We start from the raw sequence: 23,991 nt of genomic DNA, 5'->3' as shown, positions 1-23,991 counted from the left end.
ATAGACCGATCGCGTCATTCAATCACCGAAAATCACTACGGCATCTGATCCCCCAATTTTGATGCCGTCGGCACACGGCAACCCAGCGCTTCTCTTCGAGCAGCGAGGCCCTCGCCATCGCACGAAACGAACTTCTTTCCGCCGGCGAGCCACGGACTAGGCTGGGCCTATGGGCGTTGACAAGGTTTCCACTGAACAGACCGTGCACACTTCCGGGCCGGCGGCCCTCCCCTCCTCCTTCGAGCAGATCGACCGGCTCCTCCGTTTTCCCACGGTGAGTGAGACCTCGAATCTCGACCTGATCGAGTACATCGAGGAGCAGTTCGAGCGCCATTCGATCCCGACACACCGCACGTATTCCGACGACGGCGAGCGAGCCAATCTTTTTGCGACCGTCCCGGCCGCCGACGGTCGCACGAGTGGCGGCGTGGTCCTGTCCGGCCACACCGACGTCGTTCCGGTCGAGGGCCAACCGTGGGACACGGATCCGTTCGTGCCGACCATCAGGGACGGCAAGCTCTACGCCCGCGGCGGCGCCGACATGAAATCCTTCATCGGCGTCGCGCTCTGGCTGCTTCCGCGCGTGGTCGAGCAGGAACTCTCCGACCCGATTCACTTCGCCTTCACCTATGACGAAGAGCTCGGATGCCTGGGCGCGCCCCGCATGATCGAGGAATTCGTGGAACGCGGCGTCCGGCCCCAGTACGCGATCGTGGGCGAACCGACGCTGATGAACATTGTGGTGGCCCACAAGGCACCCCAACGCGGCCGCCTGACGTTCCGCGGCGTCCCCAAGCACTCTTCCCTGGCACCCCTGGGAATCAACGCCGTGAGGCACGCCGGCGAATTCATCCACTTCTTCAACGGGCTGGTCGACGACCTGCGGGACAACGGCCCCCGGAAGGAAGGCTTCAACATCACCTACACCACCGGAGGCGTGAACTTCGCGCAGGGAGGATCGGCCTACAACATCGTGGCCGATCGTTGCGTGCTGGAATACGACTTCCGGATTGTCCCCGGCATCGACCCGGACGACCTGGCCGAACGCATCCGCGAGTACCTCCGCACCACCGTCGAGCCGGCTCTCGAACAGGAGATCGACCGCGTGCGCTCGTTCGGTGGTGCGGACGAGAAGGCCCTGGGCAAGGTCGGTGTGGATTTCGAGCTCCTGGCTCAGGTCCCCGCGTTGAATACCGACGCCGATGCCCCGATCGTGAAATTCGCCGAAGAACTCGGCGCGGTGCTCGATGGCGGCGGCGAGTCGCCGTATGTCTCCTACGGGACCGAAGGCGGTCAATATTTTGCCGCCGGAATTCCGGCCATCGTGTGCGGCCCCGGGTCCATTGCTCAGGCCCATACGGAAAATGAATGGGTCGAGTTGTCCCAGATCGAAGCCTGTGAACGGTTTATGATAGAAATCTTGAAAAAATCGAAGGCGTAAACCGACCGGCCTCACCGTTCAATGCGTGCCGCGCGAATAGCTTTTTATCGAAGAATATTGGCCGGGGAGGGTGCAGACATCACACATATTCGGAGGAGATGACATGCCCCGGAAACGGCGTATGGAACACGAACAAGCACGCGAACTGATTCTCGGAACGGCGCTGAAGGCCTTTGCCCATCAAGGATTTCACAGCACCACGATGGATGAGATCGCGGAGACCTCGAACCTGTCCAAGCCGTTCCTGTATCGATATTTCAAGAGCAAGGACGATCTGTACCTGGCCGTTATCGAGGACTGCTCCGAACAGTTCCTGTCCATGATGTACACGCCTCTCCACGCGGACTTGGCCTCCGAAGAGCGCACGGAAAGTTCCATCCACGTCCTGACCGATTTCGTGATCCAGGAGCCCGATCGGTACACGATCCTGTTCGAGTCGGACATGCTCAACACCAAGGCGGTCGACCAACGCGTCGGAAAGTTGCGCGATCGTCTCGTCGACACCCTCACCGAGGTTCTGCGCGAGGAATCGAAATTCACGGAGGAAGCCGCCTGCCGTCTCTGCGCGGAGGCCATCATCAGTGCGGCCCTGACGGCCTCGAAGGTGATTTCCACCGCCGAGACTCCCGAAGAGCAGAAGAGGCTCAGTGACGTTCTGGTCCGCTTCACCTGGGGCGGCATCAAGCACATGGACGACTGACCGACCAGCGGCCGCCCGCCTCCCGGCCCCAGAGCGAACCTCGGGGGCCGGGAGGCGACGCGACCTGCGCGGCTCTTACTTTTCCTTGGTCAGGTCGTAGACCGTCGTGCCGCCGACGGTCGAGGCCTCGTAGTGGGCCTTGACCCATTCCTGGATTTCGGAGGACGACGACTCCCCCATTCCGCCGCCGCCCATGCCGCCGGCCACGAAGTACCGGATCCGTCCGTCATCGACCATGGACTTGAACTCGTCGACGGTCGGGTAGGGGTCGGACCCCATCCAGCCGCCGATGTCCAGGACCTCGGTATCCGAGGACAGCATGTAGCTCGCGGCACTCGTCGCGCCGACCGTCGCGGCGGAGTATTCCGTCCCGGCGTTCTTGAGAAGGTCGGTGAGCTCGCTGTTCGCTTCTTCTCCGCCCATTCCGCCGCCGTTGGCTCCGCCACCGGGTTGCGAGGACTGGCCCTGTCCATCCTGTTGGGCACCCTGCCCCTGTCCTGCCTGTTGGTCCACCTGATTCTGGCCGTCCTGGCCGACGCCCTGTCCTTGGCCTCCTGCGCCATTCTGAGGGCCTCCGGCGCCTTGGCCCATTCCGCCCTTCTCGCCCGCGGCCGAGGGGCCCGACGTCGGAATCGACCCATTGTGCGCATTGCCGACCGTGGCCAGGGCCCAGGCTCCGGAGCCCAGACCGCCGAAGACGAGGGCCGCCACCGCCAGAACCGCTGCGCCGCGTCGGACCGAGCCGGTCCCGGACCTCGGCAGTCCCACGAAAATCAGGACGGAAGTCACCGAGCCGCCGATCAGAAGCACCCACCGGAGCCACGGCAGCCAATCGGGGGCCTCGCGCTGCATCAGGGCGAAACTCCAGATGACGGTCGCCAGCAGAGCAAGAGCGGCGGTTCGCCGGGTCACCGAGTTCCGCCGTCCTCGCCAGAATTCGGCGACGCCGATGCCGACGATTGCGGCCACCGCAGGAGACAGAACCACCACGTAATACGGGTGGATGGTCCCTTCCATGAAGGAGAAGACCCCGGCGTTGACGATCAGCCAGCCGCCCCACACGATGAGTGCTGCCCGCGTGTCGTCGGTCCGCCGCGCGCGGCGCGTCAGCCAGAAGCCGGCGACCAGAATGATCACCGCGGCCGGAATCAGCCAGGAGATCTCGGCGCCGAACCCGGAATTGAACATGCGGAAGATTCCGACGTCGCCGCCGAACATCGTGCCGCCGCCGGGCCCGCCGCCACCGGGGGCTCCGCCCGCCGCGGCCCCGGCCGCCGCGCCGCCACCGGCGGTCTCCGCGGCCTGGTCACTCGCGCCGCCCGGCGCGCCCCCGCCACCGGAATTTCCGAAGATCCTGGCCAGGCCGTTGTAGCCCATGACCAGCTCCCAGAACGAGTTCGATTCCGTTCCGGCCATGTACGGACGTGATCCCTCGGGCCACCACGCGAAGACTGCCGCATAGGCACCCACGGGGAGGCACACGCCGATACCGGCCACGACGACGTCGCGGATCTTTCGCAGCCAGCCGGCTTGGGCCGCGATCGCGAAAGCCACCACGAGAGCCGGAATGGTCATGAACCCCTGAAGCATCTTGACCAGGAACGCCAGGCCGAGGATCAGCCCGGCCCCGAGCATCCACCCAGCCGATGCGAACCTCGCGGCGCGGTCGGACTGGATCGCGCGGATCGTGAAGTAGGCTCCCAGCACCAGGCAGAGCGTCAGCATGGCATCCGGGTTGTTGAACCTGAACATCATCACGGCGACCGGGGTGAGGGTCAGCGTCGATCCGGCGACGAGCCCCGCGATCTTGCCGTTGGTCCGCCGGACGGCCAAGTACAGGACCCACACCGTGGCGATTCCCATGAGGGCCTGCGGGAGCAGGACCGTGAAGGAACTGAAGCCGAAGACGCGGGCGAAGAGGGATGGTATCCAGTAGGCCGCCGGGGGTTTGTCCACCGTGATGCCATTGTTGGCATCCAGTGACCCGAAGAGCATAGAGGTCCACGAGGTGCTCCCGGCTCTGACCGTTGCTGCGTAGAAACTGTTCCCGTAACCGGAAATCGTCAGATTCCAGAGGTAGACAGTCGTCGCAGCGACCATCATCGCCGCGATGGCGGGGTTGATCCAGGCGGGCTCCCCGGGTTCCCTTCGAAAGAGTATGGGCCGACGGCGCGGCACGGGGTCGGCGTTCGGCGCCTCCGCGGTCGGTGCGGTCCTGGTCATGGCATGTCTGGTGATAGTTGAAGGAGTCATCGCATTCCTGGGTCGGTCGATTCGGGCGGGCCGGTTACGCGGCGGTCCGCGCGGCGTCGTCGGCTTCGTTCGTGCGCTTGGATTCCGCATCGGGGCGGAAGACCCACCACCGGAACATGAGGAACTTCAGCAAAGTGGCCATCAGGTTGGCCATGACCAGCGCGCCCGTCTCGACGACGGCGTGATCGCCCCGCAATTGGTGGACGCCCCACAGGGCCCCCGAAGTCAGTGCCCATCCCAGCCCGAAGACGAGCAGGCCCTGGACGTGATGGGTCATGGCCTTGTTCCGGCCGGTCACACCGAAGGTGAAGAACCTGTTGACCCCGGTATTGGCCACGGCCGTGATCAGCAGCGCGGCAAAATTGGCCCATTGCGCGCCCAACGCCGAACGGAGAAGCAGGAAGACCACGATGTAGGCGAGGGTCGATCCGACTCCGACGACGCAGAACCTCACGACCTGGCCGAAGAGATTGTTCGTCTGGCCGGCGATCGCGCCGCGGCCCAATTCCTCACGCAGCGCCGAGATCGGGATCCTGCCGTTGGCCATGGCCGCGGAGAGTCGAACCATGCCTTTGAGGTCGTCGGTGGCGGTTCTGACGACGTCGACCGAGCTGTCGGGGTCATCCGTCCAGTCCACGGGAACCTCGGCAACGCGCAGGCCGATTCTCTCGGCAAGCACGAGCATCTCGGTGTCGAAGAACCACGCGCCGTCGCCGGTGTGGGGGATGAGCTGACGGGCGACGTCGGCCCGAATGGCCTTGAACCCGCATTGTGCATCGGAAAAGTGGGCGCCCATGAACGTGCGGAGCAGGAGATTGTAACTACGAGAAATGAATTCCCTCTTGGCGCCCCGCACCACCCGGGCGTTACGAGCGAGCCGGCTCCCGATCGCGAGATCGGAGTGACCGGTGAGCAGTGGTGCCACCAGCGGCTGAAGGGCGGCGAGGTCGGTCGAGAGGTCCACGTCCATGTACACGAGGACGGCGGCGTTGGGCTCGCTCCACACCCGCCGGAGGGCGTTGCCTCGCCCTTTTTCGTCCAGGTGCACGACCCGCACGTGGGGCAGTTCCCGGGCGAGCCGCTCCGCGATCACCAGGGTCTGGTCGGTCGAGGCATTGTCCGCGACCGTGACGGAGAAGGAATAGGGAAAATGTCCTTCCAAGTAGTTGCCGAGCCTGCGGATGCAGGTCTCGATGTCCTTCTCCTCGTTGTATACCGGGATGGTGATGTCCAGGACGGTTTCGGAGGCGTCCGTGTCAATTGCCCGCCGACCGATGTCTGTGATTCTGGACGACGCCGCGGGCGAAGTTACTGCCCGGTCGGATTCCGGGGGAGTTTTTCCTCCGAGGCGGTCCAAGGGCTCCGTGGTTGCCGTGGGCTCCGTGGGATCGAGAGTGCGGCTGCGGCCTGTCGTTGCGCTGCTGGTTGATGTGATCATGCATCCAACGGTTCACGTCGGACTTATGTCGTCGATGGGGCTCTGCTGTGCCGCTCCTGTGACTGATTCCGAGGGGCTCCGGGGGGGGGCGCCTGGCCAAACGGACTGTGGACAGAGAAGAGGCCCGTGTTTGGGGGAACCACAACCACAAACACGGGCCTCTTCGACCCCGAGCGTACCTTAAAAGTTTAAAACTTCATAAGGCCCTAGGGAGAGGGCTCGGGGCGATGAGCGTACCGACCGGTTACCCAGCGGTACAAGAATTATCTCCGGTCACCAACCCTATCGCAAGATCTTCACCGGCGCATCGTCTCCGACGAATGAAACTGCATGCAATACACCACGGAGTATTCACGCCCCGGTGCCGCCCGAGCCCGCGGGCTTCTGCCCGTCCGCTCCGCCACCTGGTGGATCGCCGGCACCCGGTGCCTGCTTCGACCCGCCTCCCGGATCATTGCCGGCGCCGGAACCGCCGTTGGCACCATCCCCGTCGGTGTCGCCGTCAGCAGCGCCGCTCTCTCCGTTGCCCTGTCCGGGGGCGCCCTGACCGTTCGTCGAACCGCCTGCGCCGGTCGAGCCCTGTCCACCCGCATCGGCCTGACCGCCGTCGCCGCCGTCTTGCCCAGAGCCTGCGGCGTTGCCGGAACCGCCGGAACCTTGGGCATCGCTCGCCCCCTGAGTTTCTCCGGCCTGTTGGGAATCGGACGAGGTCTCCCCCGCCGTGGAGAGCCCGTATGCTGTTGCCGTTGCACCCCCGGTGACGGCGAGCGCGAGCGCAGCCGTGGCCACCGCCGTCTTGGCCGTGCTCGCGGGACCCTTCGGGATTGCCGCCCCACGGTACTCATTCCATTCCGAGGCGGGGGCTCCCCACGCGGGCCGGCCAGCGGCGGGTGTGGCCGGGTGCGTCGTCCGATCCGGATGGACGTTCCATGATGTGTTCATTCTCTTCGAGGTCATGTACAGCCTTTCTGTCGACCGGATGGCCTTCCGCCTGGTCGTCCTGGCGGCCGATCCAGCGGGTCATCCGGTAGGTCCTCGACCCGTTGGTCCCCGACTCTTTCCCTGCATCTTGTGAATGGCCTGTGTCCGGTCGAAGGCGTGTCTGTGAGCTCCGGGAATTCGCGCTTTCGGCCTCCCGGCATGCCGTCTGCGGGATTATTCTTGGAGCCATGAGCCAATCCCCTTCGTCCTCCTCGGCCGCGCAGGTCGCCAAGAACCTTCCCTTGCTGGAGCACCCGGACGGCAGTCCGATTCGTGCCCTCGTGGTCGACGACGAAGCCATGCTCGCCGAACTCGTCGGCGTCGGTCTCCGCATGATCGGCTGGGACGTCCGGCAGGCGGGCGACGGCCCCTCCGCGCTCGATACGGCCCGCCGGTTCCTGCCCGATGTGCTGGTGCTGGACATCATGATGCCGGGCTTCGATGGGCTCGAGGTACTGTCCCGCATTCGACGCACCCAACCCGAGGTGCCGTGCCTTTTCCTCACGGCCAAGGATGCCGTGGACGATCGGATCGAGGGCCTCGCGGCCGGCGCGGACGACTACGTGACCAAGCCCTTCTCGATGGAAGAGGTCATGATCCGCCTGCACCGCCTGGTCCAGCGCTCCGGGGTGGCGGCGGCCGACGACGCCGAGCTCGTGGTCGGAGACCTCGTGCTCAATCAGGACACCCGGGAGGTCACGCGCGGTGGGGAAGAGATCCAATTGACGGCGACCCAGTTCGACCTGTTGCGGTACCTCATGGAGAACCCTCGGCGGGTCGTCTCGAAGGCACAGATCCTGGACAACGTGTGGAAGTACGATTTCGGCGGCCAGGCCAACATCGTCGAGTTGTACATCTCGTATCTCCGCAAGAAGATCGACGTCGGCCGCGACCCGATGATCCACACGGTCCGGGGCGCCGGATACGTCATCAAGCCGGCGGTGTGATGCGGCAGGCCACCGGCAGGGACAGCGATTCGACGACTCCTCGGAGGGGCCGCGCGTGGCGCCTGAGAACCCGACTCATCCTGATCCTGATGCTGCTCCTCGGGCTGGCCAGCATCGTGATCGGTGTCGTGAGCTACGGGGCCATGAACGCGACGCTGACCAATCAACTCGGTTCCCAGCTGACGGAAGCCTCGGATCGGGCCACGAATTTCTCGGGCGTCCGACCGGGCGACGCCGGCGACGTCCCTCAAGGGGCACCCAATCCCCTGAACGCGCCCGGACAGGCGGCGGGAACGCTCAACGCAAGGATCGACGACGGCCGGTTCCTCGCGGGCGGCATCCTGGACACGGGCGGATCCGTGGTGAATCTGACCGACTCGGATCGCGAGGCCCTGAAGAATCTCGAGCCCGGGAGTCCGGCCACCAAGGTCGATCTGTCGAAGGGCAAGTACCTGGTGGTCTCCGACGTCGACCACACGGGCCAGGTGGTCGTGACCGGACTGCCCCTCAAGAATGTTCAGCGAACCCTGAATATTCTGGTCGCGATCATGGTGGGAGTTTCGGTTGCTGCTCTGCTCCTGGTGGGTTTGTTGGGGTCGGTCGCGGTCAGACGCACCATGAAACCCCTCGAGCGCGTGTCGGCGGTTGCGACCAGTGTGTCGAGGCTCGACTTGGAGTCGGGGCAGCTTCCTGGTGCCAGCCGCGTGGCCCGCAGGGACGCCCACCAGGACACGGAGGTGGGCGCCGTCGGACATGCCCTGAACCGGATGCTCGACAACGTGGGCGCCGCGCTCACGGCTCGGCAGAAGTCCGAGGACCGGATGCGGGAGTTCATCGCCAACGCCTCGCACGAGCTTCGCACGCCGCTCGCCGCGATCCGCGGTTACTCGGACCTTCTGAAGTGGACCGAGGACTTCACCCCGAATGGGGAGAAGTCCCTGGCCCGCATCGACTCCCAGTCCCAACGCATGTCAGGACTCGTGGAGGATCTGTTGCTTCTGGCCCGGCTGGACGAAGGCCGCCCGCCGGAGAAGGAGGCGGTGGACCTGACCGAACTCGTGGTCGAGAACGTTTCGGACCTCCAGGTCGCCGCGCCGGACCACGAATGGGAGCTGGCCCTGCCGGAGGAGCCCGTCACGATCCGGGCGGACCGGAGGCAGATCCAGCAGGTCCTGTTGAATCTGCTCTCGAACGCCCGCAAGCACACGGACCCGGGAACTCGGGTCTCCACGGGGCTGTACGCCTCGGCAAACCACCGCGACGCGATCCTGAGGGTCGCCGACGACGGCCCCGGGATCGATCCGGAATTCCAGGACAAGATCTTTGCGCGGTTCGCGCGTGCCGACCAGGCGCGATCCGGCGAGGTCGGCACCTCGGGCTTGGGGTTGCCGATCGTCAAGGCGATCGTCGAGGCCCACGCCGGCACCGTCTCCTTCACCTCTCGGCCGGGGAACACCGAATTCGAGGTGAGGCTGCCGCTGCTGCTCGAGGCCGAGGACTCTGACGAGAACGACACGACCACGAGCGGGATGGGACCGTCACCGGAAGACTGAGGCGTCCATCCCGGTGACGTAGGTGGCCTGCCCCAGATGCTGCAGGGCGTCCTCGGTGACGCTGACCAGGCGGGCGCCCCGGCTGACCGGAGGATCCCACTGCTCGTCGATGATGTCGTCGAGGTCAGCGGGGCCCAACGTATCGATGTAGTCCTGCTCGGCCGCGACCACGGCGTCGAGGTGCTCAAAGAGGAGGCCGGCATCGTCGACGACGATGGAACGTGCCCTCTCCGCCGACTGGCCGAAGCCCAATTCGTGCGGTTCCAGATCCAGCCCGAATCGTTCGTCGAAGTTCTGCGAGACCCAGACGGTCTCCTGCCCGGACAGGGCGCTGACCTGCTCGTCGATCTCGCGCGCGGTGTGCCAGAGCAACCATGCGACCGAATTGTCGTGCTCGCCGGGATGGACATTGAGCATCTCATCCCTGACTCTGTCCTTGAGCCGGGCGGCGACTTCGGACGGACGGTTGGCCAGATCCTTCAAGAGTTCGATCGCATCCATGGTCTCGACCCTACGCTCCGCCGCACGGGACCGTAACCCCTCGCCGCGGGTGCCCCAACAAGGCTCCGAGAAGTGCATTTGCCCAGGTCAGAGCGGATTCATTAGAATAAATAGTGCTCGAGCGGCGTGTTGGCTCAAGAGCCGCTCGGGGGTTACCCCGGGCAGAGATCTTGTACGCTTCACCTGCCCGGGTACCGGGCCGGTACTGAAGCTGTTGCTTTCGTACCGGCCCCTCACTTGACCGCCACCCAACGGCGGAAACGGCAAATCCCCCTCATTCCGTGATGCAGTGCCGGGAACCCCGTGCGATGCTGCTGCCATGGAGCGCCCGGACATCACCGCGTGCCGCACCCTTCGCTTTTCGCAGGACCCGAATTATCCTGGCGACCAACAAGCCTGCCCTGACCAGGGAATAGAGGAGCTGAATTCTTGAGTACACCATCCGATTCGAAACCGAGCATCCTCGTGGTCTCAGATCCGGGGGTCCCGACCGCAAGGATCAAACACTTCCTGCCGGACATCCAAACCGAGCTGAACACGGTGGTCGGCCACGAGGTCGACATCAAACACATCAAGCATCTGATCCCGATCACCCCGGAGAACCAGATCACCAGCGACCTCGACCTCCCCGACGACGCGCGCGACATCGACTACGCCGTCCGGATCCTTCTCACCGAGATGCCCCTGCACCACGGCAGGCACCCCGTGGTCGCGCAGATCGATTTCGACCGCGGCATCCTGGTGGTTTCCTGCCCGCCCATGGGAATGCTCTACCCCCGACGCCGCCTCGTGAGCACCATTGGCCGCGGTGTGGAGTCCTTGATCCAGAATTCCACGTCCGACGGCGAACACGTCCAGAACTGGAACGAATGGAGCAGCGAGGGCGATGACTCGTTCACGCGGCTCTACTCCAACACGTGGACCGGCGTTCCCCGCACGATCTTGGGCATGGTGCGCTCCAATCGACCCTGGAAGACCGCGCCCAAGCTCTCCAGCGCGCTGACGGCGGCCTCCGCGGCCGGGGCGTTCGGCATCTTCTACAACTCGATCTGGCAGATGGCGGAGTCGCTGTCCAGTCTGAGGATGGCGATCATCACGCTGGTCGCGATCTTGGTCATGACCACCTGGCTCATCCTCCGCAACCAGCTGTGGGACAGGCCGATCCACGACCGTCTCGCCCGGGTCGTCGCCCTCTACAACATCTCCACGGTGGTGACGCTGGTGATTGCGATTTCGATCCTCTACATCGCCTTGTTCATTCTCATTCTGCTCGGCGGCCTCGTGGTGATCAGCCCCGGATTCATGCAGGAAACGCTGGGGATCCCCACCCAACCGGGGAATTACTTCAACATCGCGTGGCTCAGCGCGTCCATGGGCGTCATTGCGGGTGGGCTGGGATCCGGATTCGACTCCGAGGCCGACCTGCAACAAATGACCCACGGACGCCGCGAACGCCAGCGGGTTCTGAGCAAGGACAAGGACGAAGACGACTGAGTCCCGGTGCCTCAAGAGAGCGGGTCGACGGCCTCCCAGCGACACCGCTCGGGCCGCGGCCCAGGTTTTGAACACACAAAGAGGGGCGGACTGTGAACAGTCCGCCCCTCTTCCGGTTCAGAGAAAGCTTCGGGCTATGCCTTGTTCTTCCGACCGAAGATCAGGCCCCAGATGAAGAGCACGATCAACGAGCCGACGAGGGCGAGAATCCATGTGGTCAATGAGAAGAACCCATTGCCGTGGACGCCGAAGATGGCGCCGCCCAACCAGCCGCCCAGCAGGCCGCCGACGATGCCGAGGATCATCGTGACGATGATCCCGCCACCCTGGCGCCCCGGCATGATGAGCTTGGCGAGAGCGCCGACGATAATTCCAATAACGATCCAGCCAATAAAACCGAGTCCCATGATATATACCTTTCGCGAGCAATTATATGTTTCTGGTGTTGGCTCTCTTTCAAGGATACCTGGTCAGCCCCGAACAACAATAGTCCAAAATTCACGCATTGCTCCGGCCGAATATATACTCCGGAAATCACATGAATATTGAGACAAAATGTGGTGCCGAGTTCGATGGAGTACGCAACCCGTCGGTGCGCCTGATACGCCCGGAAATCCGCCCGAAAAGGGGCAGAAAACCGGAACATCAAGGACACAGGAAAGGCCTGCGGGTTGGAACCCGCAGGCCTTGTCATCTGCCCGATACCGGGCTCCGGAGTCGTGGAGTCCCCCAATACTCCCCGGCCGGGCGTGCCGCGAGCGCCACGCCCGGTCCAGGAAACTCCACGACTCGACCCCTACTGCAGCTTGACCTGTCGCTTGGACCGCGACTGTCGGGAGACGGCGTAGACGATCCCGACGCTGCCCAGGGGGCTGCCCAGCGCGGACTTCACCGAGGGAAGCACCTGTTCTCGGATTTCCCGTGTGACATCGGCGAGGTCGGCACGCTCGTTGACCGTGACGTCCAGGACGAGATCGGCATTGGTTCGCTGGCCCTTGAGGCCTGCCTTCGCGTCCGTGACGTACGTCAGGTCTTCGAGGTGCGCCGCCACCGCATCGGTGATGACTTTGGGCTCCACCTGCGTGAATCCGCGCTTGGGATCCTTGTGGAAGCGGAACGTCGAGGCCTTCTCGCTCCTCGGGATCTGGCGGACGAGCCACCAGAGCGCAAGGATCACGAGGACTGCACCCGCCACGATGAGCACGGGCGCGAGCCAGGTTCCGTCGAGCGCGGACGATGCTCCCTGGAAGGGCTTGCCGGATGGGCCCCAGTGCCCGCTCGAGGCGCCGGAGGAGGCCAGCAGTCCCGCGGCCACGATTCCCCACAGCACGCCGGCCGCGAGAAGGACCACGCCGATGATCGCGAGCCATGTTCTGTTGAATGATCCAGCGGTTTTCTTCATGACACGTCCTTGCTCTGTGCGCTGACCCGCACCTTCGGGAATCGTGTGAGATCCGCCGATGCGAGTCGCTCCTCGACCGCGGCCTTGACCTCGCCCACGAGTTCGGAACTCTCGTGCAACGGCGTCGTCACGCGAACGATCACGGTCTTGGCCGTGGCCGATGATTTGACTCCCGACACGCCGTCGATCTGGGCCGCCGCGGATGAGGCCAGCGTGGCCAGACCTCGGTTGCCGATCACGGCCTCGATCGGAGCGCCGCTGTAGTCAGCGTCCACCTGCTGCCTGTTCAGGCGTGCCGCGTTGAACCCGCCGGGCAATACTGCGCACAGGAGCAGGACGAGTCCGAGAACCACGGCAACAGCGGCCGCGCCCCACCCCCAGGGAGAGTTCCAGGAGGCGGAGGATGCGGAATCCGCGGCACTGCTCAGCTGCGGCCACCACTGTCCCGTGGACAGCTTCTGGATCCCGGCCCACAGCAGGCCAACGCCCACAATCAGCACAAGGACCAGCACCACGACGGATGGTATGGCGCGAGAGGGGCGCCGTCGAAGTGATTTCACAGCAATACCCTTTCCTTCCGGCCCCGTTGAGGCACGAGGTACGTGACCCTGATATCCACCTGCCGGACGTCGACGCCGGCCAGGTCGGACACTCTGCGCACGAGAGTCTCTCGGACTCTTTCGGTTGTTTCCTCGATGGGAAGCGGGTACTCGATGCCCAGATCCACGCTCAGTACGGCGATCGAACCGGTCAGTTCGACCCTGACACGCGGCCGGGAATCCAGATCCGCGTGGCTTCCCACACCGAGGAAACCTCCCTCTCGACCCCCGATACCGGGGATCTCCGAGGCGCATTGCGCGGCGATCTTCTCGACCACACGGTCCGCGATGACGAGACCCCCGCGGCTCTCCGCCGATGAGGAACCGTCAGCCGACCCTGTGTCCTCGCGATGGGACGGAGCCGGCCGATGTGCGCTGGCCATCATCTCTACCTCCTGTCAGAGCCGCGGCCCGTCATGGAGCGAAGATCCAGCCGACCCTCCAGGAAGAGCCCGACGGCCGCACCGATCACGGCGAAGACGGCGGAGACGAGGAATGCGAAGAATCCGCCGAAGAAGGCGATCGCGCCCAACGCCAGACCGACGATGAGTCCCAATTGGCTCGGTTTCATGCTGATATCCCTTTCCATGGTGCGAGGGCAGGCCCCGAAGCCTCGGCTCCGGGGCCCGTTCTCATTACTGGAGTTCGCGGTCGGTGGAGTCCTTGTCGTCGTCCTCCTCGTTCGGGAGGTGGACGTCGGTGACATCGATGTTGACCTCGATGACCTGCAATCCGGTGGCCTGCTCGACCGTGCGGATCACGTTGCGACGGATGCCGTCGGCGACGTCGACCACGGAGGTGCCGTACTCGATGACGATGCTCAGGTCGATGGCCGCCTGCTTCTCGCCCTTCTCGACGGAGACGCCGCCGGAGACGTTGGTCTGCGATCCGGGGATGCGCTCGGAGATCGAATCGAAGGCGCGGCGGGCAGCGTTGCCCATCGAGTAGACACCGGGGACCTCGCGGGCGGAGACTCCGGCGAGCTTCTGCACCACGGTGTCGTTGATGGTCGTGTTGCCCTTGGACGTCTGCAACGGGCTGTTCCGCTCGGCCTCATTGCCCTGCTGTGCGGTCTTGACGTTGTTTTCGGTAGCCATGATTTCTAACTCCCTAAGTTCTGGTCGAAACGGGCTTGTACTTATACTGACGGGCCGCGTGCGGATTCGTCACGAAGTTTTTCGAAGTTTTTTCGGGGTGCAGTTTCCCCGGCCATTCTGGAAGTATGGTCCGTGAGGGATACGGCCGATTGCGGCAAAAAAATGGATCGACGTCGAGGGGGACTATGAGTTCGGACAGGAATGGCTCTTCCGAGCGCATCACCACGCTCGTTCTCCGCGCACAGGACGGCGACGTTGATTCCTTTGAACGACTCGTGGACACCTACCAGGCGCCGCTGTTGCGATTGGCGTTCCGCATGCTCGGGAATCGGGCCGATGCGGAGGACGTCGCCCAGGAGTCCCTCATGAACGCGTGGGTCAAGCTCGACCTCCTGGAGACCCCACAGGCCTTCCCGACGTGGCTGTACCGGCAGGCCGTGAACAAGTGCAGGGACATCCTCAGGTCACCGCGGCGCGATTCCACGGTTCCGATCGACGAGGCACCCGAGGGAAATCCCGTGTGGACGGATACCCGGGCGTCCTCGGATCCGCAGCGCGCCGCGGAGAACAGTTCGAGCATGGACGCCCTGTCGGCGATGTTGCAGAAGCTCCCTGCCGAGCAACGCGCCTGCTGGATTCTCCGGGAACAGACGGAACTTTCCTACGGCGAGATATCGCAGACGCTGGCGATCCCTGAAGCCACGGTGCGGGGCCGTCTGGCGCGAGCACGCAAGACGTTGGCCAACGAGATGAAGGAGTGGCAATGACGGACGACGAGTCACTCGAGTGCGGGCGCACGGTCGAGTCGGTGTGCGAGACCGTCGACTCCGAGCCCGATGCCCACCAACGCGACTGCCCCTACTGCGGCGAGGTCCGCGAGCGATTGAAACAACTCGATCGCTTGGCCCGCGAGGCGAAGGAGGCGGACAGTTCCCTGGAGATCGAGCCGCATGTTCGACGCCGCATCGTCGACTTTGCCCGTAGCAATCTTCGCCGCGGAGCGGACATACCGGTGCATCGCGAACCTGCGGCGACCGTCTCCTTCAGCGAGATGCTGATCGCCCGCACAGCACGTGAAACGGTGGACACGTTCCCGGGCTTCACGGCGCGCCGGTGCAGGGTCAGGACCATTGCGACCCCCGATCACGGCCACCAGATTCTGGGCCTCTCGATCGGTGTGGTGATGGCCCCGGACGCGGTGGTCGAGAATCTCGACCGGAACGTTCGCGACGCCGTCATCGACGCAGTGGCCCGCAAACTCGGCGCTCACGTGGCCGAAGTCGACTTCACGGTAGAGGATGTGCACTATGACTAGTCATCACTCGACGGGTTCTCCGGTTTCCCCGACAGAGGAGGCCGGATCGACCGACCTTCTCGCAGAGGTGGCCCGGACGGTCGACGCGGTGCCCGGCGTCGCGAGGCGGGAGCCCAGCGTCGGCGATTTTCTGCGGACACTGTGGAAGAAGTCGACGTCGGCGGAAGACCAGGCTCCCGACACACAGGGACTGCGCCTGGACCAGGTGGACGGGAAGGCTTCGCTCACGGTTGCCGTGTGGGTGAGTCGCGAGGCACCGGGCAACCCCTTGATGGTTTCCCAGGAGGTGGCCTCCAGGGTCAATCACACGCTCATTGAGCGCGGTATCGCACCCGGTTCCCACCAGATCATCGTTCGCGAGACCGAGTAGGCGCCTCCGGGGCGACGCGTCCGACACTCGGTGGAGCGAGCGCCGGACGCGCCGTGACGGGTTACTGGAGCCTGCCCGTGACCGATTCGACGACGTCCAGAAGGGCCCCGGAGGAGACGAGCTGGACGACGCTCTCGATTTCCGGCGCGAGGAACCGGTCCGTGCCCGGTCCCTGGACCCCGGACGCCCGGATGGCTGCGATGACGCGGGCCGTTGCCGGCGATGCCTCGGGTTCCCGCAGGTCGATGCCACGCGCGGCCGTCAGGATCTCGATCGCGAGGACCCGGGTCAGACCGTCGATGGCCTTGCGCAACTTGCGCGCGGCGGACCAGCCCATCGAGACGTGGTCCTCCTGCATGGCCGAAGACGGTATCGAATCGACCGAGGCCGGATTCGCGAGACGCTTCAGCTCGGAAACCACGGCCGCCTGAGTGTACTGGGCAATCATGTGGCCGGAGTCGACACCGGCGTCGTCCGCCAGGAACGGAGGCAGGCCCCGGTTCCTTGCGGCGTCGAGGAAACGGTCGGTGCGGCGTTCCGAGATGGAGGCGGCGTCGGCAACGGCGATCGCCAGGAAGTCCAGCACGTAGGCGACGGGTGCGCCGTGGAAATTGCCGTTGGACTCGACGCGACCGTCCAGGGTGACCACGGGGTTGTCCACCGCCGAGGCGAGTTCGCGGCCGGCGACCATGCGAGCGTGCTCGATCGTGTCCCGGGCCGCGCCGGCCACCTGGGGCGAGCACCGAAGGGAGTAGGCATCCTGGACGTAGGTGCAGTCATCGCCCTTGTGGCTGAACACGATTCCGGAATCGGCGAGGATCGCGGCCATGTTCGCCGCGGAGGCTGCCTGACCGGGGTGCGGGCGAAGCGCCTGGAGGTCTGCTCGGAACACCCGGTCCGTGCCGAGCTGCCCCTCGACCGACATTGCCGCGGCCAGGTCGGCCAACCTCATCAGGCGGTCCAAATCGGAGATGGCCAGGACCAGCTGCCCCAGCATGCCGTCGGTGCCGTTGATGAGGGCGAGGCCTTCCTTCTCCGCAAGTTCCACGGGCTCCAGACCGGCCTCGGAGAGGGCTTCGGCCGAGGTCGTGAGCTCTCCGTCCCTGGTCCTGACGGGCCCTTCGCCGATCACGGCGAGCGCGCAGTGGGCCAGGGGCGCCAGGTCGCCTGAGCAACCCAGTGATCCGTATTCGTGCACCACGGGGGTGATTCCTGCCGAGAGCATTCCGGCGTAGGCCTGCGCGACCTCGGGGCGAACCCCGGTGCGTCCCGTGGCCAGAGTGGACAGGCGGAGCAGCATCAAGGCCCGGATGACTTCGCGCTCGACTTCGGGACCAGACCCTGCGGCGTGCGAGCGGATCAGGCTCCGCTGGAGCTGGCGCCGCATGTTCTGCGGGATGTGGCGGGTCGCGAGCGCACCGAATCCGGTGGAGACCCCGTACACGGGACGTTCGAAACCGGCCAGTTCACGAATCCGCGCGCTCGATTCGGCGATGGCCTCGAGAGCGTCGTCGGAGATGCGCACCGGGGCATCGTGACGCGCGACGTCGACGATGTCCTGGATGCTGACGGGGCCGACGCCGACGACGACTTCGTGCCGGCCCTGCTCCCCGTGGCTGTGCTGGTTTTCGCTCATTGCTCCTCCTGCTTGTGCGCACTCGTGTTCTGCGCGGTGGTGGCGATTCGGTGGACCAGGCGCGCGGCGCTGCGTGCGGTCCGGCCGTCGACGTCGTACTTCGGGTTCAGCTCGGCGACGTCGCACACGGCGAGCTTGCCGCTCGCCGCAACGATGTCGCAGGCCAGTTGGACGATCTCGAGCGGAACACCGTAGGCCGCGGGGGCGCTGACCCCTGGGGCGGTCGATGCCGGGAGGCCGTCGAGGTCGATGGTCAGGTACACCAGGTCCACGCCGTCCAGGAAGGATTCGACGAAACGGCGGACTTCCGGTGAATTCGTGACGGAGCAGTCTTCATCGAGCATGTACTGGACACCGTACTTCTCGGCGGTGTCGAAGAGGATCTGCGTGTTGCTCGGCTGGCTGATCCCCAGGACGGCGTACTGCATCGACGTGCCGGCCGCTTCCTCGGCTTCGAGCATCTGGCGGAACGGGGTGCCCGACGAAGGGACCGGGTCGAAGCGGAGATCGAAGTGGGCGTCCAGGTTCAGAACACCGAGTTTCTTGCCCTTCCGAACGACGGAGTTCGAGACGCCTTGGTAGGTTCCGAACGCGATCTCATGGCCGCCGCCCAGGACGATGGGTAGCCGACCCTCGTCCAGCAGCGTGGTCACGGCCGCGCCCAAGCGCTCCTGGCCTTCCTCCATCCGGTCGTCCGTGACGGCGACCGTGCCTGCATCCCAGGCCCGGATCTCGGAGTCCTTGCCGGCTACGGCGAGCCCGCCGAGGGCTCCGCGCAACGCCTTCGGGCCTTCCGATGCGCCCCGACGTCCCTTGTTGCGTTCGACGCCCTCGTCGCTCGAGAAGCCGAGGAAGACGACGCCACCCCGATCCTCCGTGCGGGCTCCCTCGTAGGGGCGCACCACCTGGTGCCACCGGAGGTGTTCGGTGCCCTGACCGTCGGTTCTCCCGGTCCAGGCGGGCGCGGGCTCGTCGACGCGCAGTTCGGGTGCCGTGCTGTCAGTCATGCTTGACCTCCGATGCCGAGTACTTGAGCCGACCTGCCTGCCACACCGACGAGATCAGGGGAACCCCCGGGCGATACGCCAGGTGAAGATGGTTCGGCGCGTCGAGGGCCATGAGGTCGGCCCGCGCGCCCGGGCGCACGACTCCGACATCGTCCCGTCGGAGCGCGCGGGCACCGCCGGCCGTTGCGGCCCAGACTGCCTCGTCGGCGGTCATGTGGAGGTCCCGCACGGCAATGGCGATGCAGAACGGCATGTTGGTGGTGTAGCTGGTTCCGGGGTTGCAGTCCGCGCCGAGAGCCACGGTGACCCCGGCGTCGATCAGTCCGCGTGCATCCGGATAGGCATTGCGGGTCGAGAAATCGGCTCCGGGCAGGAGCGTGGCCACGGTCTCGCTTCCGGCGAGGGCCTCGATGTCCTCGGAATCGATGTGGACCACGTGGTCCACGGAGGCCGCGCCGAGCTCCACCGCGAGCCGGACGCCCGGCCCCTGATGCAGTTGATTCCCGTGGACGCGGGGGGTGAGCCCGTGATCGATGCCTGTCTGGAGGACGCGGCGCGACTGGTCCTCGTCGAAGGCACCCTGTTCGCAGAAGACATCGATCCACCGGGCGAGCGGTGCGCACCGGGGAATGATCTCCTCGCAGGCAACCCGCACGTATTCCTCGGTATCTCCTTCGTATTCCGGGGGCACCACGTGGGCCGCGAGCAGGGTGACCTCGTCCGTCAGCGACCGTGCGACCTCGAGGCTGCGCAACTCGGCCTCGACCGATTGACCGTACCCGGACTTGCACTCGACCGTGGTGGTTCCCGAACGCAGCGATTCGTCGAGCAGGCGACGCATGTTGGCCCGGAGTTCCTCTTCGGAGGCCTGACGGGTGTGTTTGACCGTGCCGCGGATGCCGCCGGCGGTGTACTTCTCGCCGGCCATCCGCGCCGCGAACTCTTCCGACCGGTCCCCGGAGAACACCATGTGGGAGTGCGATTCCACGAAACCGGGCAGGACGGCCCTGCCGTGGAAGTCGTGCTTGGCATCCGTGGACGGGGCCTCGGCCGCTGGCCCGACCCAGACGACGGCGTCGTCCTCGATGACCACGGCCGCCTCGTCCACGATCCCGAGCTTTCCCCGCCCGAGCCCGGGGTCGTTGGTCACGAGTTCGGATATGCCTGTCAGCAGAGTCGATGTCATGCATTGCCTTCCGTCATCGGGATGCGGACGCCGCGCTCCTCGGCAACGTTTGCCGCGTGTTCGTATCCCGCGTCCACGTGGCGGATCACGCCCATCCCGGGGTCATTGGTCAGAACCCGTTCGAGCTTCTGCGCTGCCAACTCGCTGCCGTCCGCGATGCACACCTGGCCGGCGTGGATGGAACGCCCCATGCCGACACCACCACCGTGGTGGATCGAGACCCACGATGCCCCGGAGGAGGTGTTGACCAGCGCGTTGAGCAGGGGCCAGTCCGCGACGGCGTCCGAACCGTCCTTCATGGCCTCGGTCTCACGATACGGCGAGGCCACGGATCCGGAGTCAAGGTGGTCGCGGCCGATGGCGACGGGGGCCGAGAGCTCACCGTTGGCCACCATTTCGTTGAATTTGAGGCCTGCGCGGTGACGCTCGCCGTAACCGAGCCAGCAAATCCGTGCGGGAAGGCCCTCGTAGGCGACCTTTTCTTCGGCCATCGTGATCCAGCGACGCAGGTGGTCGTTCTCCGGGAAGAGCTCCAAGAGCGCCCGGTCGGTGGCCTCGATGTCCTTGGGGTCCCCGGACAGCGCCGCCCAGCGGAACGGGCCCAGGCCTTCTTCGAACAGCGGGCGAATGTAAGCGGGCACGAAGCCCGGGAACTCGAAGGCACGATCGTAGCCGGCCTTGCGGGCCTCGTCCCGGATCGAGTTGCCGTAGTCGAAGACCTCGGCGCCGCGGTCCTGGAACTCGACCATGGCCTGCACCTGTGCGGCCATCGACTCGCGGGACTTCTTGGTGAACAGCTGGGGGTCGCGCTGCGCCTCCTGCTTCATCTCGGCGAACGGGATCTCCGTGGGGAGGTAGGCCAGCGGATCGTGTGCGGAGGTCTGGTCGGTCACGATGTCGATCGGGGCGTCGCGCTTGAGGAGCTCGGGGAAGATCTCCGCCGCATTGCCTTCCAGGCCGATGGACAACGGCTTCTTGGCGTCACGGGCCTCGATGGCCAGCTCCAGGGCGTGGTCCAGATTGTCTGCCTTGACGTCCAGGTACCGGTGTTCGATGCGGCGGTCGATGCGCGTGACGTCGCAGTCCACGCAGATCGCAACGCCCTCGTTCATCGTCACGGCCAGAGGCTGGGCCCCGCCCATTCCGCCGAGCCCAGCGGTCAGCGTGATGGTTCCGGCAAGTGTCCCGTCGAATCGTTTGCGGGCGACGGCGCCGAAGGTCTCGAAGGTTCCCTGAAGAATTCCCTGGGTTCCGATGTAGATCCAGGAGCCCGCGGTCATCTGGCCGTACATCATGAGGCCTTCGGCCTCGAGCTTGCGGAAGTCCTCCCAGTTGGCCCAGTCGCCCACGAGGTTGGAGTTGGCGATCAGCACGCGAGGGGCCCACTCGTTGGTCCGGAAGACGCCGACCGGCTTGCCCGACTGGACCAGAAGGGTTTCATCCGACTTCAGGGTCTTCAGCGTGCGGACGATGCCGTCGTAGGCCTCCCAGGTGCGGGCAGCCTGCCCGGTGCCGCCGTAGACCACGAGGGCATCCGGATGCTCGGCAACCTCGGGATCAAGGTTGTTCATGAGCATGCGCAGAGCGCCTTCCTGCTGCCACCCCAGGGTGTTGAGTTCGGTTCCGCGAGGCGCAGAAACCGGGCGGGCCTGGTGCTCGGGCGAAGAAACCTCGTGCATGTCGTTTTCTCCTTACGGCTGATACGGGGCATCCTGGGCACGTGGCCCACGGACACCAGCTCGATGGGACGCTTCCGGCGTCACCTCGATGCAATGTGGATCACAAAAGTTCTATACGTCGTATAATCCTGTATATACAACCCGATGTCAAGCAGACGAGGAACCTGTGGATACCCAAGAGCTCACGAGGTCGTACCTCGCCCAAGGAACGCACAGCGGGCCGGCCTACCGCCGAATCATGGAAGCCATCGTCACCGGCGTCGAGTCCGGAACGTGGTCGGCCGGCGAACAGGTTCCTTCCGAGAACGAACTCGTCGAAGCCCTCGACCTCTCGCGCATGACCATCAACCGCGCCTACCGGGAACTCACCACGGAGGGCGTGCTCAAACGCGTCCGCGGCGTCGGCACCTTCATTGCCGATTTCAAGATGCCGTCGTCCCTGGTCGAGATCCGTAATATTGCGGACGAAATCCACGAGCGAGGCCATTCCCACCGCACCGACGTGTTGTTCGCGCGGGAAGAGACCGTTGAGGAGGACGCCCCTTGGCTGTCCGCGGAGGGGATCACGGGTACGGTGTTCCACTCGCTCGTCGTCCACTACGACAACGACGCTCCCCTGCAAATAGAGGATCGTTTCGTCGCCCCCTCGGAGGCGCCGGACTACCTCGACCAAGACTTCACGACCACCACTCCGAATGACTACCTCACGCGCGTGGCCCCGTTGGTCAGGGGCAAGCACATCGTCGAGGCGGTTCTGGGAACCAACGAGGAATGCCGCCTCTTGGAGATCGACGCGTCCGAACCCTGCCTTCTGGTTCGACGTCGCACCTGGTCCAAGGACGGCCTGGTCAGCCTGGCCCGACTCGTGCAACCGGGGTCCCGAGGCCGACTGGAAGGGGAATTCGGGCAGTCCTGAGGCCAGCCTCCTGCCATCGGCTGACGCCGCGGCGTCCGCATCGTTTCGGGCCCTGCAGCTCAGACAATCCGGTAACCACCGTTTCTCCGGAAGACTGTTTGACCGCAATGCAGGAGAGCATCATGACGACGACGTGTGCGCCTGGAGGGAGAATTCTGAGGTAACCCCTAGTGGAGCGGTTTCATATGCGCGCTGATCAATGCACCTTCGTCGCGAACAGGGGCGGAGGGAAGAATCATCGCGTGGACTTCAAGCACGTCATCCACGGAAAGAGGGTAGTGGCTCACCGGTCCTCGAGGAGCTTGTTCACTCCGGCAAGACGTGCTTGCGAATCCTCGAGGAGCTGCCGCTTCTCCTCAATAGTGAGCCCCCGCGAAGTATCAGTCCCAGGATGCTGTGCTGCCATGCCGTGATCCTTTCGTCTGGGACGATTCCACGGCCAAGGCTCGGACCAGGATACCGTTCGCAGCAAGAAACAGCGACAACGGACGAAGGCTGCAATGTCCTCAGCTCACCGCGCCGAGGACCACCCCGCCGAACTCGTGGAGCCGGTCGGAGTAGCGTCGTCAGAATAGCCAAACCGGCCCTGACAAGGCACGCCATGGCCCGCCCCAGGTGTATTCGAAGCCTTTCGACTGTGTAGGGTGGAGCACAATTCTGGAAGGAGAGCCATGGCCGATTCTCGCGAGCCGAAACCCAAGAAGTCCGCGACGTCCGACTCCGCGTCTCGACCGGGCAGAGACACATCGTCCCGCCCCGCATCCCCCGGGCCCGAGAGCGCGGGGACTGCACCCGCCGACAAGTCCGCAACGTCCCAGACGTCCGGCGGACCGAAAAAGCCCTCACGATCCGACGGGCCCGGCAAGTCCGGCGGATCCGGCAAGTCCCAGTCCCCTCGCGGATCCGGCAAGTCCCAGGCGTCCGGTCGCAAACGGTCGAACCGCAAGGCATCGAAGCAGACCGGATCCCCCAAGTCGCCGGGCCCGGCCCAGACGCGCAACAAGGCCGGCACCACGGCGGGAAACAACCGGACGGAGCGGCCCGCGGCGTCGTCGAAGGCGAACGGTGGAGCCGCCGAACCCTCTCAGGAACAGGGCAAACAGGCTCCGCAGGAGCGTCCCAACAACGCCAAGGGCCCTGGCACGTCGGCCGCCGCCGCAGCGGCCGCCAGCTCGACGTCGAGTACGGGAGATGCCGGCACGGCGAACACCGGTGCAACCGGCAAGAACCAGGCCGCGACGCCTCGGAACGGCGGGAACCAGACAGCCGCACCCGGGTCGGGTCAGGGCAAGAAATCCGCGGGCACACCTCAGAACAAGCGCCCACAGGAGCCCCGCCGCCCCAAGTACCCCGGAAGCACAACCAGCAAGGTTTTGTTGACCGGCCTGCTCGTCATCGGTTTCGCGCTATTGATCGCGGTCCTGGTGATTCTCATCGGATTCCCGCTCATGGAGTTCTGAAGAACGCACTGACAAT

The 23,991-nt window shown here is 65.1% G+C and carries 25 protein-coding genes; 10 read left to right on the top strand and 15 right to left on the bottom strand.

The genetic code is table 11. From position 1 onward, the window contains the following. Positions 1 to 169: 169 nt before the first annotated feature. Together argE and EWU68_RS09655 are read left to right on the top strand one after the other, a co-directional pair. Positions 170 to 1,441: an acetylornithine deacetylase gene (gene argE / locus EWU68_RS09660; RefSeq protein WP_129315923.1), complete on the top strand. Its 1,272-nt coding sequence runs from the start codon at positions 170 to 172 to the stop codon at positions 1,439 to 1,441. 103 nt (positions 1,442 to 1,544) lie between these two features. After that, a complete protein-coding gene (locus EWU68_RS09655; protein ID WP_129315922.1) occupies positions 1,545 to 2,141 on the top strand; it encodes a TetR/AcrR family transcriptional regulator in 597 nt (198 codons plus the stop codon). A gap of 75 nt (positions 2,142 to 2,216) precedes the next feature. Here EWU68_RS09655 and EWU68_RS09650 read toward each other — a convergent pair whose 3' ends face one another. From EWU68_RS09650 to EWU68_RS09640, 3 genes are all read right to left on the bottom strand, one after another. Next, complete coding sequence (locus tag EWU68_RS09650) at positions 2,217 to 4,394, bottom strand: glycosyltransferase family 39 protein (RefSeq protein WP_238692414.1); 2,178 nt, start codon at positions 4,392 to 4,394, stop codon at positions 2,217 to 2,219. 34 nt (positions 4,395 to 4,428) lie between these two features. Then, on the bottom strand, positions 4,429 to 5,832 hold the full coding sequence (locus tag EWU68_RS09645) for a bifunctional glycosyltransferase family 2/GtrA family protein (protein ID WP_129315921.1): 1,404 nt from the start codon (positions 5,830 to 5,832) through the stop codon (positions 4,429 to 4,431). A 351-nt stretch (positions 5,833 to 6,183) separates the two neighbouring features. Then, complete coding sequence (locus EWU68_RS09640) at positions 6,184 to 6,789, bottom strand: hypothetical protein (protein ID WP_129315920.1); 606 nt, start codon at positions 6,787 to 6,789, stop codon at positions 6,184 to 6,186. 212 nt (positions 6,790 to 7,001) lie between these two features. On the opposite strand from EWU68_RS09640, the gene EWU68_RS09635 reads away from it, so the two are divergent. Together EWU68_RS09635 and EWU68_RS09630 are read left to right on the top strand one after the other, a co-directional pair. Then, complete coding sequence (locus EWU68_RS09635) at positions 7,002 to 7,760, top strand: response regulator transcription factor (protein ID WP_129315919.1); 759 nt, start codon at positions 7,002 to 7,004, stop codon at positions 7,758 to 7,760. Further along, complete coding sequence (locus tag EWU68_RS09630) at positions 7,760 to 9,313, top strand: sensor histidine kinase (protein WP_129315918.1); 1,554 nt, start codon at positions 7,760 to 7,762, stop codon at positions 9,311 to 9,313. The genes EWU68_RS09635 and EWU68_RS09630 overlap by 1 nt, the downstream gene beginning before the upstream one ends. On the opposite strand, the gene EWU68_RS09625 is transcribed toward EWU68_RS09630, so the two are convergent. Continuing rightward, positions 9,299 to 9,814: a mycothiol transferase gene (locus EWU68_RS09625; RefSeq protein WP_129315917.1), complete on the bottom strand. Its 516-nt coding sequence runs from the start codon at positions 9,812 to 9,814 to the stop codon at positions 9,299 to 9,301. The genes EWU68_RS09630 and EWU68_RS09625 overlap by 15 nt on opposite strands. A gap of 429 nt (positions 9,815 to 10,243) precedes the next feature. Here EWU68_RS09625 and EWU68_RS09620 point away from each other — a divergent pair, with 429 nt between their 5' ends. Continuing rightward, on the top strand, positions 10,244 to 11,308 hold the full coding sequence (locus EWU68_RS09620) for a hypothetical protein (RefSeq protein ID WP_129315916.1): 1,065 nt from the start codon (positions 10,244 to 10,246) through the stop codon (positions 11,306 to 11,308). Positions 11,309 to 11,442: 134 nt separating this feature from the next. On the opposite strand, the gene EWU68_RS09615 is transcribed toward EWU68_RS09620, so the two are convergent. The 6 genes from EWU68_RS09615 to EWU68_RS09590 form a co-directional block, all read right to left on the bottom strand. Then, complete coding sequence (locus tag EWU68_RS09615) at positions 11,443 to 11,715, bottom strand: GlsB/YeaQ/YmgE family stress response membrane protein (RefSeq protein ID WP_129315915.1); 273 nt, start codon at positions 11,713 to 11,715, stop codon at positions 11,443 to 11,445. A 389-nt stretch (positions 11,716 to 12,104) separates the two neighbouring features. Further along, a complete protein-coding gene (amaP, locus tag EWU68_RS09610; protein ID WP_129315914.1) occupies positions 12,105 to 12,710 on the bottom strand; it encodes an alkaline shock response membrane anchor protein AmaP in 606 nt (201 codons plus the stop codon). After that, on the bottom strand, positions 12,707 to 13,270 hold the full coding sequence (locus tag EWU68_RS09605; RefSeq protein ID WP_129315913.1) for a DUF6286 domain-containing protein: 564 nt from the start codon (positions 13,268 to 13,270) through the stop codon (positions 12,707 to 12,709). Before EWU68_RS09605 ends, amaP begins: the two co-directional genes overlap by 4 nt. After that, positions 13,267 to 13,695 carry an Asp23/Gls24 family envelope stress response protein gene (locus tag EWU68_RS09600; protein WP_238692413.1) on the bottom strand — a complete coding sequence of 143 codons (429 nt, stop codon included), beginning with the start codon at positions 13,693 to 13,695 and terminating at the stop codon, positions 13,267 to 13,269. Before EWU68_RS09600 ends, EWU68_RS09605 begins: the two co-directional genes overlap by 4 nt. Before the next feature lie 2 nt (positions 13,696 to 13,697). Further along, positions 13,698 to 13,880: a hypothetical protein gene (locus EWU68_RS09595; protein ID WP_129315912.1), complete on the bottom strand. Its 183-nt coding sequence runs from the start codon at positions 13,878 to 13,880 to the stop codon at positions 13,698 to 13,700. A 64-nt stretch (positions 13,881 to 13,944) separates the two neighbouring features. After that, a complete protein-coding gene (locus tag EWU68_RS09590) occupies positions 13,945 to 14,406 on the bottom strand; it encodes an Asp23/Gls24 family envelope stress response protein (protein ID WP_129315911.1) in 462 nt (153 codons plus the stop codon). 185 nt (positions 14,407 to 14,591) lie between these two features. On the opposite strand from EWU68_RS09590, the gene EWU68_RS09585 reads away from it, so the two are divergent. The 3 genes from EWU68_RS09585 to EWU68_RS09575 are packed head-to-tail and all read left to right on the top strand — an operon-like array spanning position 14,592 to position 16,091. After that, complete coding sequence (locus EWU68_RS09585; protein WP_162421452.1) at positions 14,592 to 15,173, top strand: RNA polymerase sigma factor; 582 nt, start codon at positions 14,592 to 14,594, stop codon at positions 15,171 to 15,173. Beyond that, positions 15,170 to 15,721: an Asp23/Gls24 family envelope stress response protein gene (locus tag EWU68_RS09580; RefSeq protein ID WP_129315909.1), complete on the top strand. Its 552-nt coding sequence runs from the start codon at positions 15,170 to 15,172 to the stop codon at positions 15,719 to 15,721. The genes EWU68_RS09585 and EWU68_RS09580 overlap by 4 nt, the downstream gene beginning before the upstream one ends. Continuing rightward, on the top strand, positions 15,714 to 16,091 hold the full coding sequence (locus tag EWU68_RS09575) for a hypothetical protein (RefSeq protein WP_129315908.1): 378 nt from the start codon (positions 15,714 to 15,716) through the stop codon (positions 16,089 to 16,091). Before EWU68_RS09580 ends, EWU68_RS09575 begins: the two co-directional genes overlap by 8 nt. A 61-nt stretch (positions 16,092 to 16,152) precedes the next feature. On the opposite strand, the gene hutH is transcribed toward EWU68_RS09575, so the two are convergent. From hutH to hutU, 4 genes are read right to left on the bottom strand one after another with little or no spacing between them, the layout of a single operon-like run. Then, positions 16,153 to 17,727, bottom strand: coding sequence for a histidine ammonia-lyase (hutH, locus tag EWU68_RS09570; RefSeq protein WP_129315907.1), 1,575 nt, complete (start codon positions 17,725 to 17,727; stop codon positions 16,153 to 16,155). Next, the gene (gene hutG, locus EWU68_RS09565) at positions 17,724 to 18,734 is read right to left on the bottom strand and encodes a formimidoylglutamase (RefSeq protein WP_129315906.1); all 1,011 of its coding nucleotides are present in this window, start codon (positions 18,732 to 18,734) and stop codon (positions 17,724 to 17,726) included. Before hutG ends, hutH begins: the two co-directional genes overlap by 4 nt. Next, complete coding sequence (gene hutI, locus EWU68_RS09560; RefSeq protein ID WP_129315905.1) at positions 18,727 to 19,920, bottom strand: imidazolonepropionase; 1,194 nt, start codon at positions 19,918 to 19,920, stop codon at positions 18,727 to 18,729. Before hutI ends, hutG begins: the two co-directional genes overlap by 8 nt. Continuing rightward, positions 19,917 to 21,599 (bottom strand): urocanate hydratase, encoded by a 1,683-nt coding sequence (gene hutU / locus EWU68_RS09555; protein WP_129315904.1) that lies wholly within the window; start codon positions 21,597 to 21,599, stop codon positions 19,917 to 19,919. The genes hutI and hutU overlap by 4 nt, the downstream gene beginning before the upstream one ends. 166 nt (positions 21,600 to 21,765) lie before the next feature. Here hutU and hutC point away from each other — a divergent pair, with 166 nt between their 5' ends. Then, positions 21,766 to 22,515, top strand: a complete 750-nt coding sequence (gene hutC, locus EWU68_RS09550; protein WP_238692412.1) for a histidine utilization repressor — start codon at positions 21,766 to 21,768, stop codon at positions 22,513 to 22,515. Between the two features lie 283 nt (positions 22,516 to 22,798). Here the strand turns inward: hutC and EWU68_RS13435 are convergent, their stop codons facing one another. Continuing rightward, on the bottom strand, positions 22,799 to 22,921 hold the full coding sequence (locus EWU68_RS13435) for a hypothetical protein (protein ID WP_274542745.1): 123 nt from the start codon (positions 22,919 to 22,921) through the stop codon (positions 22,799 to 22,801). A 265-nt stretch (positions 22,922 to 23,186) separates the two neighbouring features. On the opposite strand from EWU68_RS13435, the gene EWU68_RS09545 reads away from it, so the two are divergent. After that, positions 23,187 to 23,975 carry a hypothetical protein gene (locus EWU68_RS09545; RefSeq protein ID WP_129315902.1) on the top strand — a complete coding sequence of 263 codons (789 nt, stop codon included), beginning with the start codon at positions 23,187 to 23,189 and terminating at the stop codon, positions 23,973 to 23,975. Positions 23,976 to 23,991 lie beyond the last annotated feature (16 nt).

The organism is Rothia koreensis (genome assembly GCF_004136575.1).
GTDB classification, from domain to species: domain Bacteria; phylum Actinomycetota; class Actinomycetes; order Actinomycetales; family Micrococcaceae; genus Rothia; species Rothia koreensis.
Note: the sequence above shows the minus strand (reverse complement) of the source record. Positions and strands in the feature narration are given on the sequence as shown.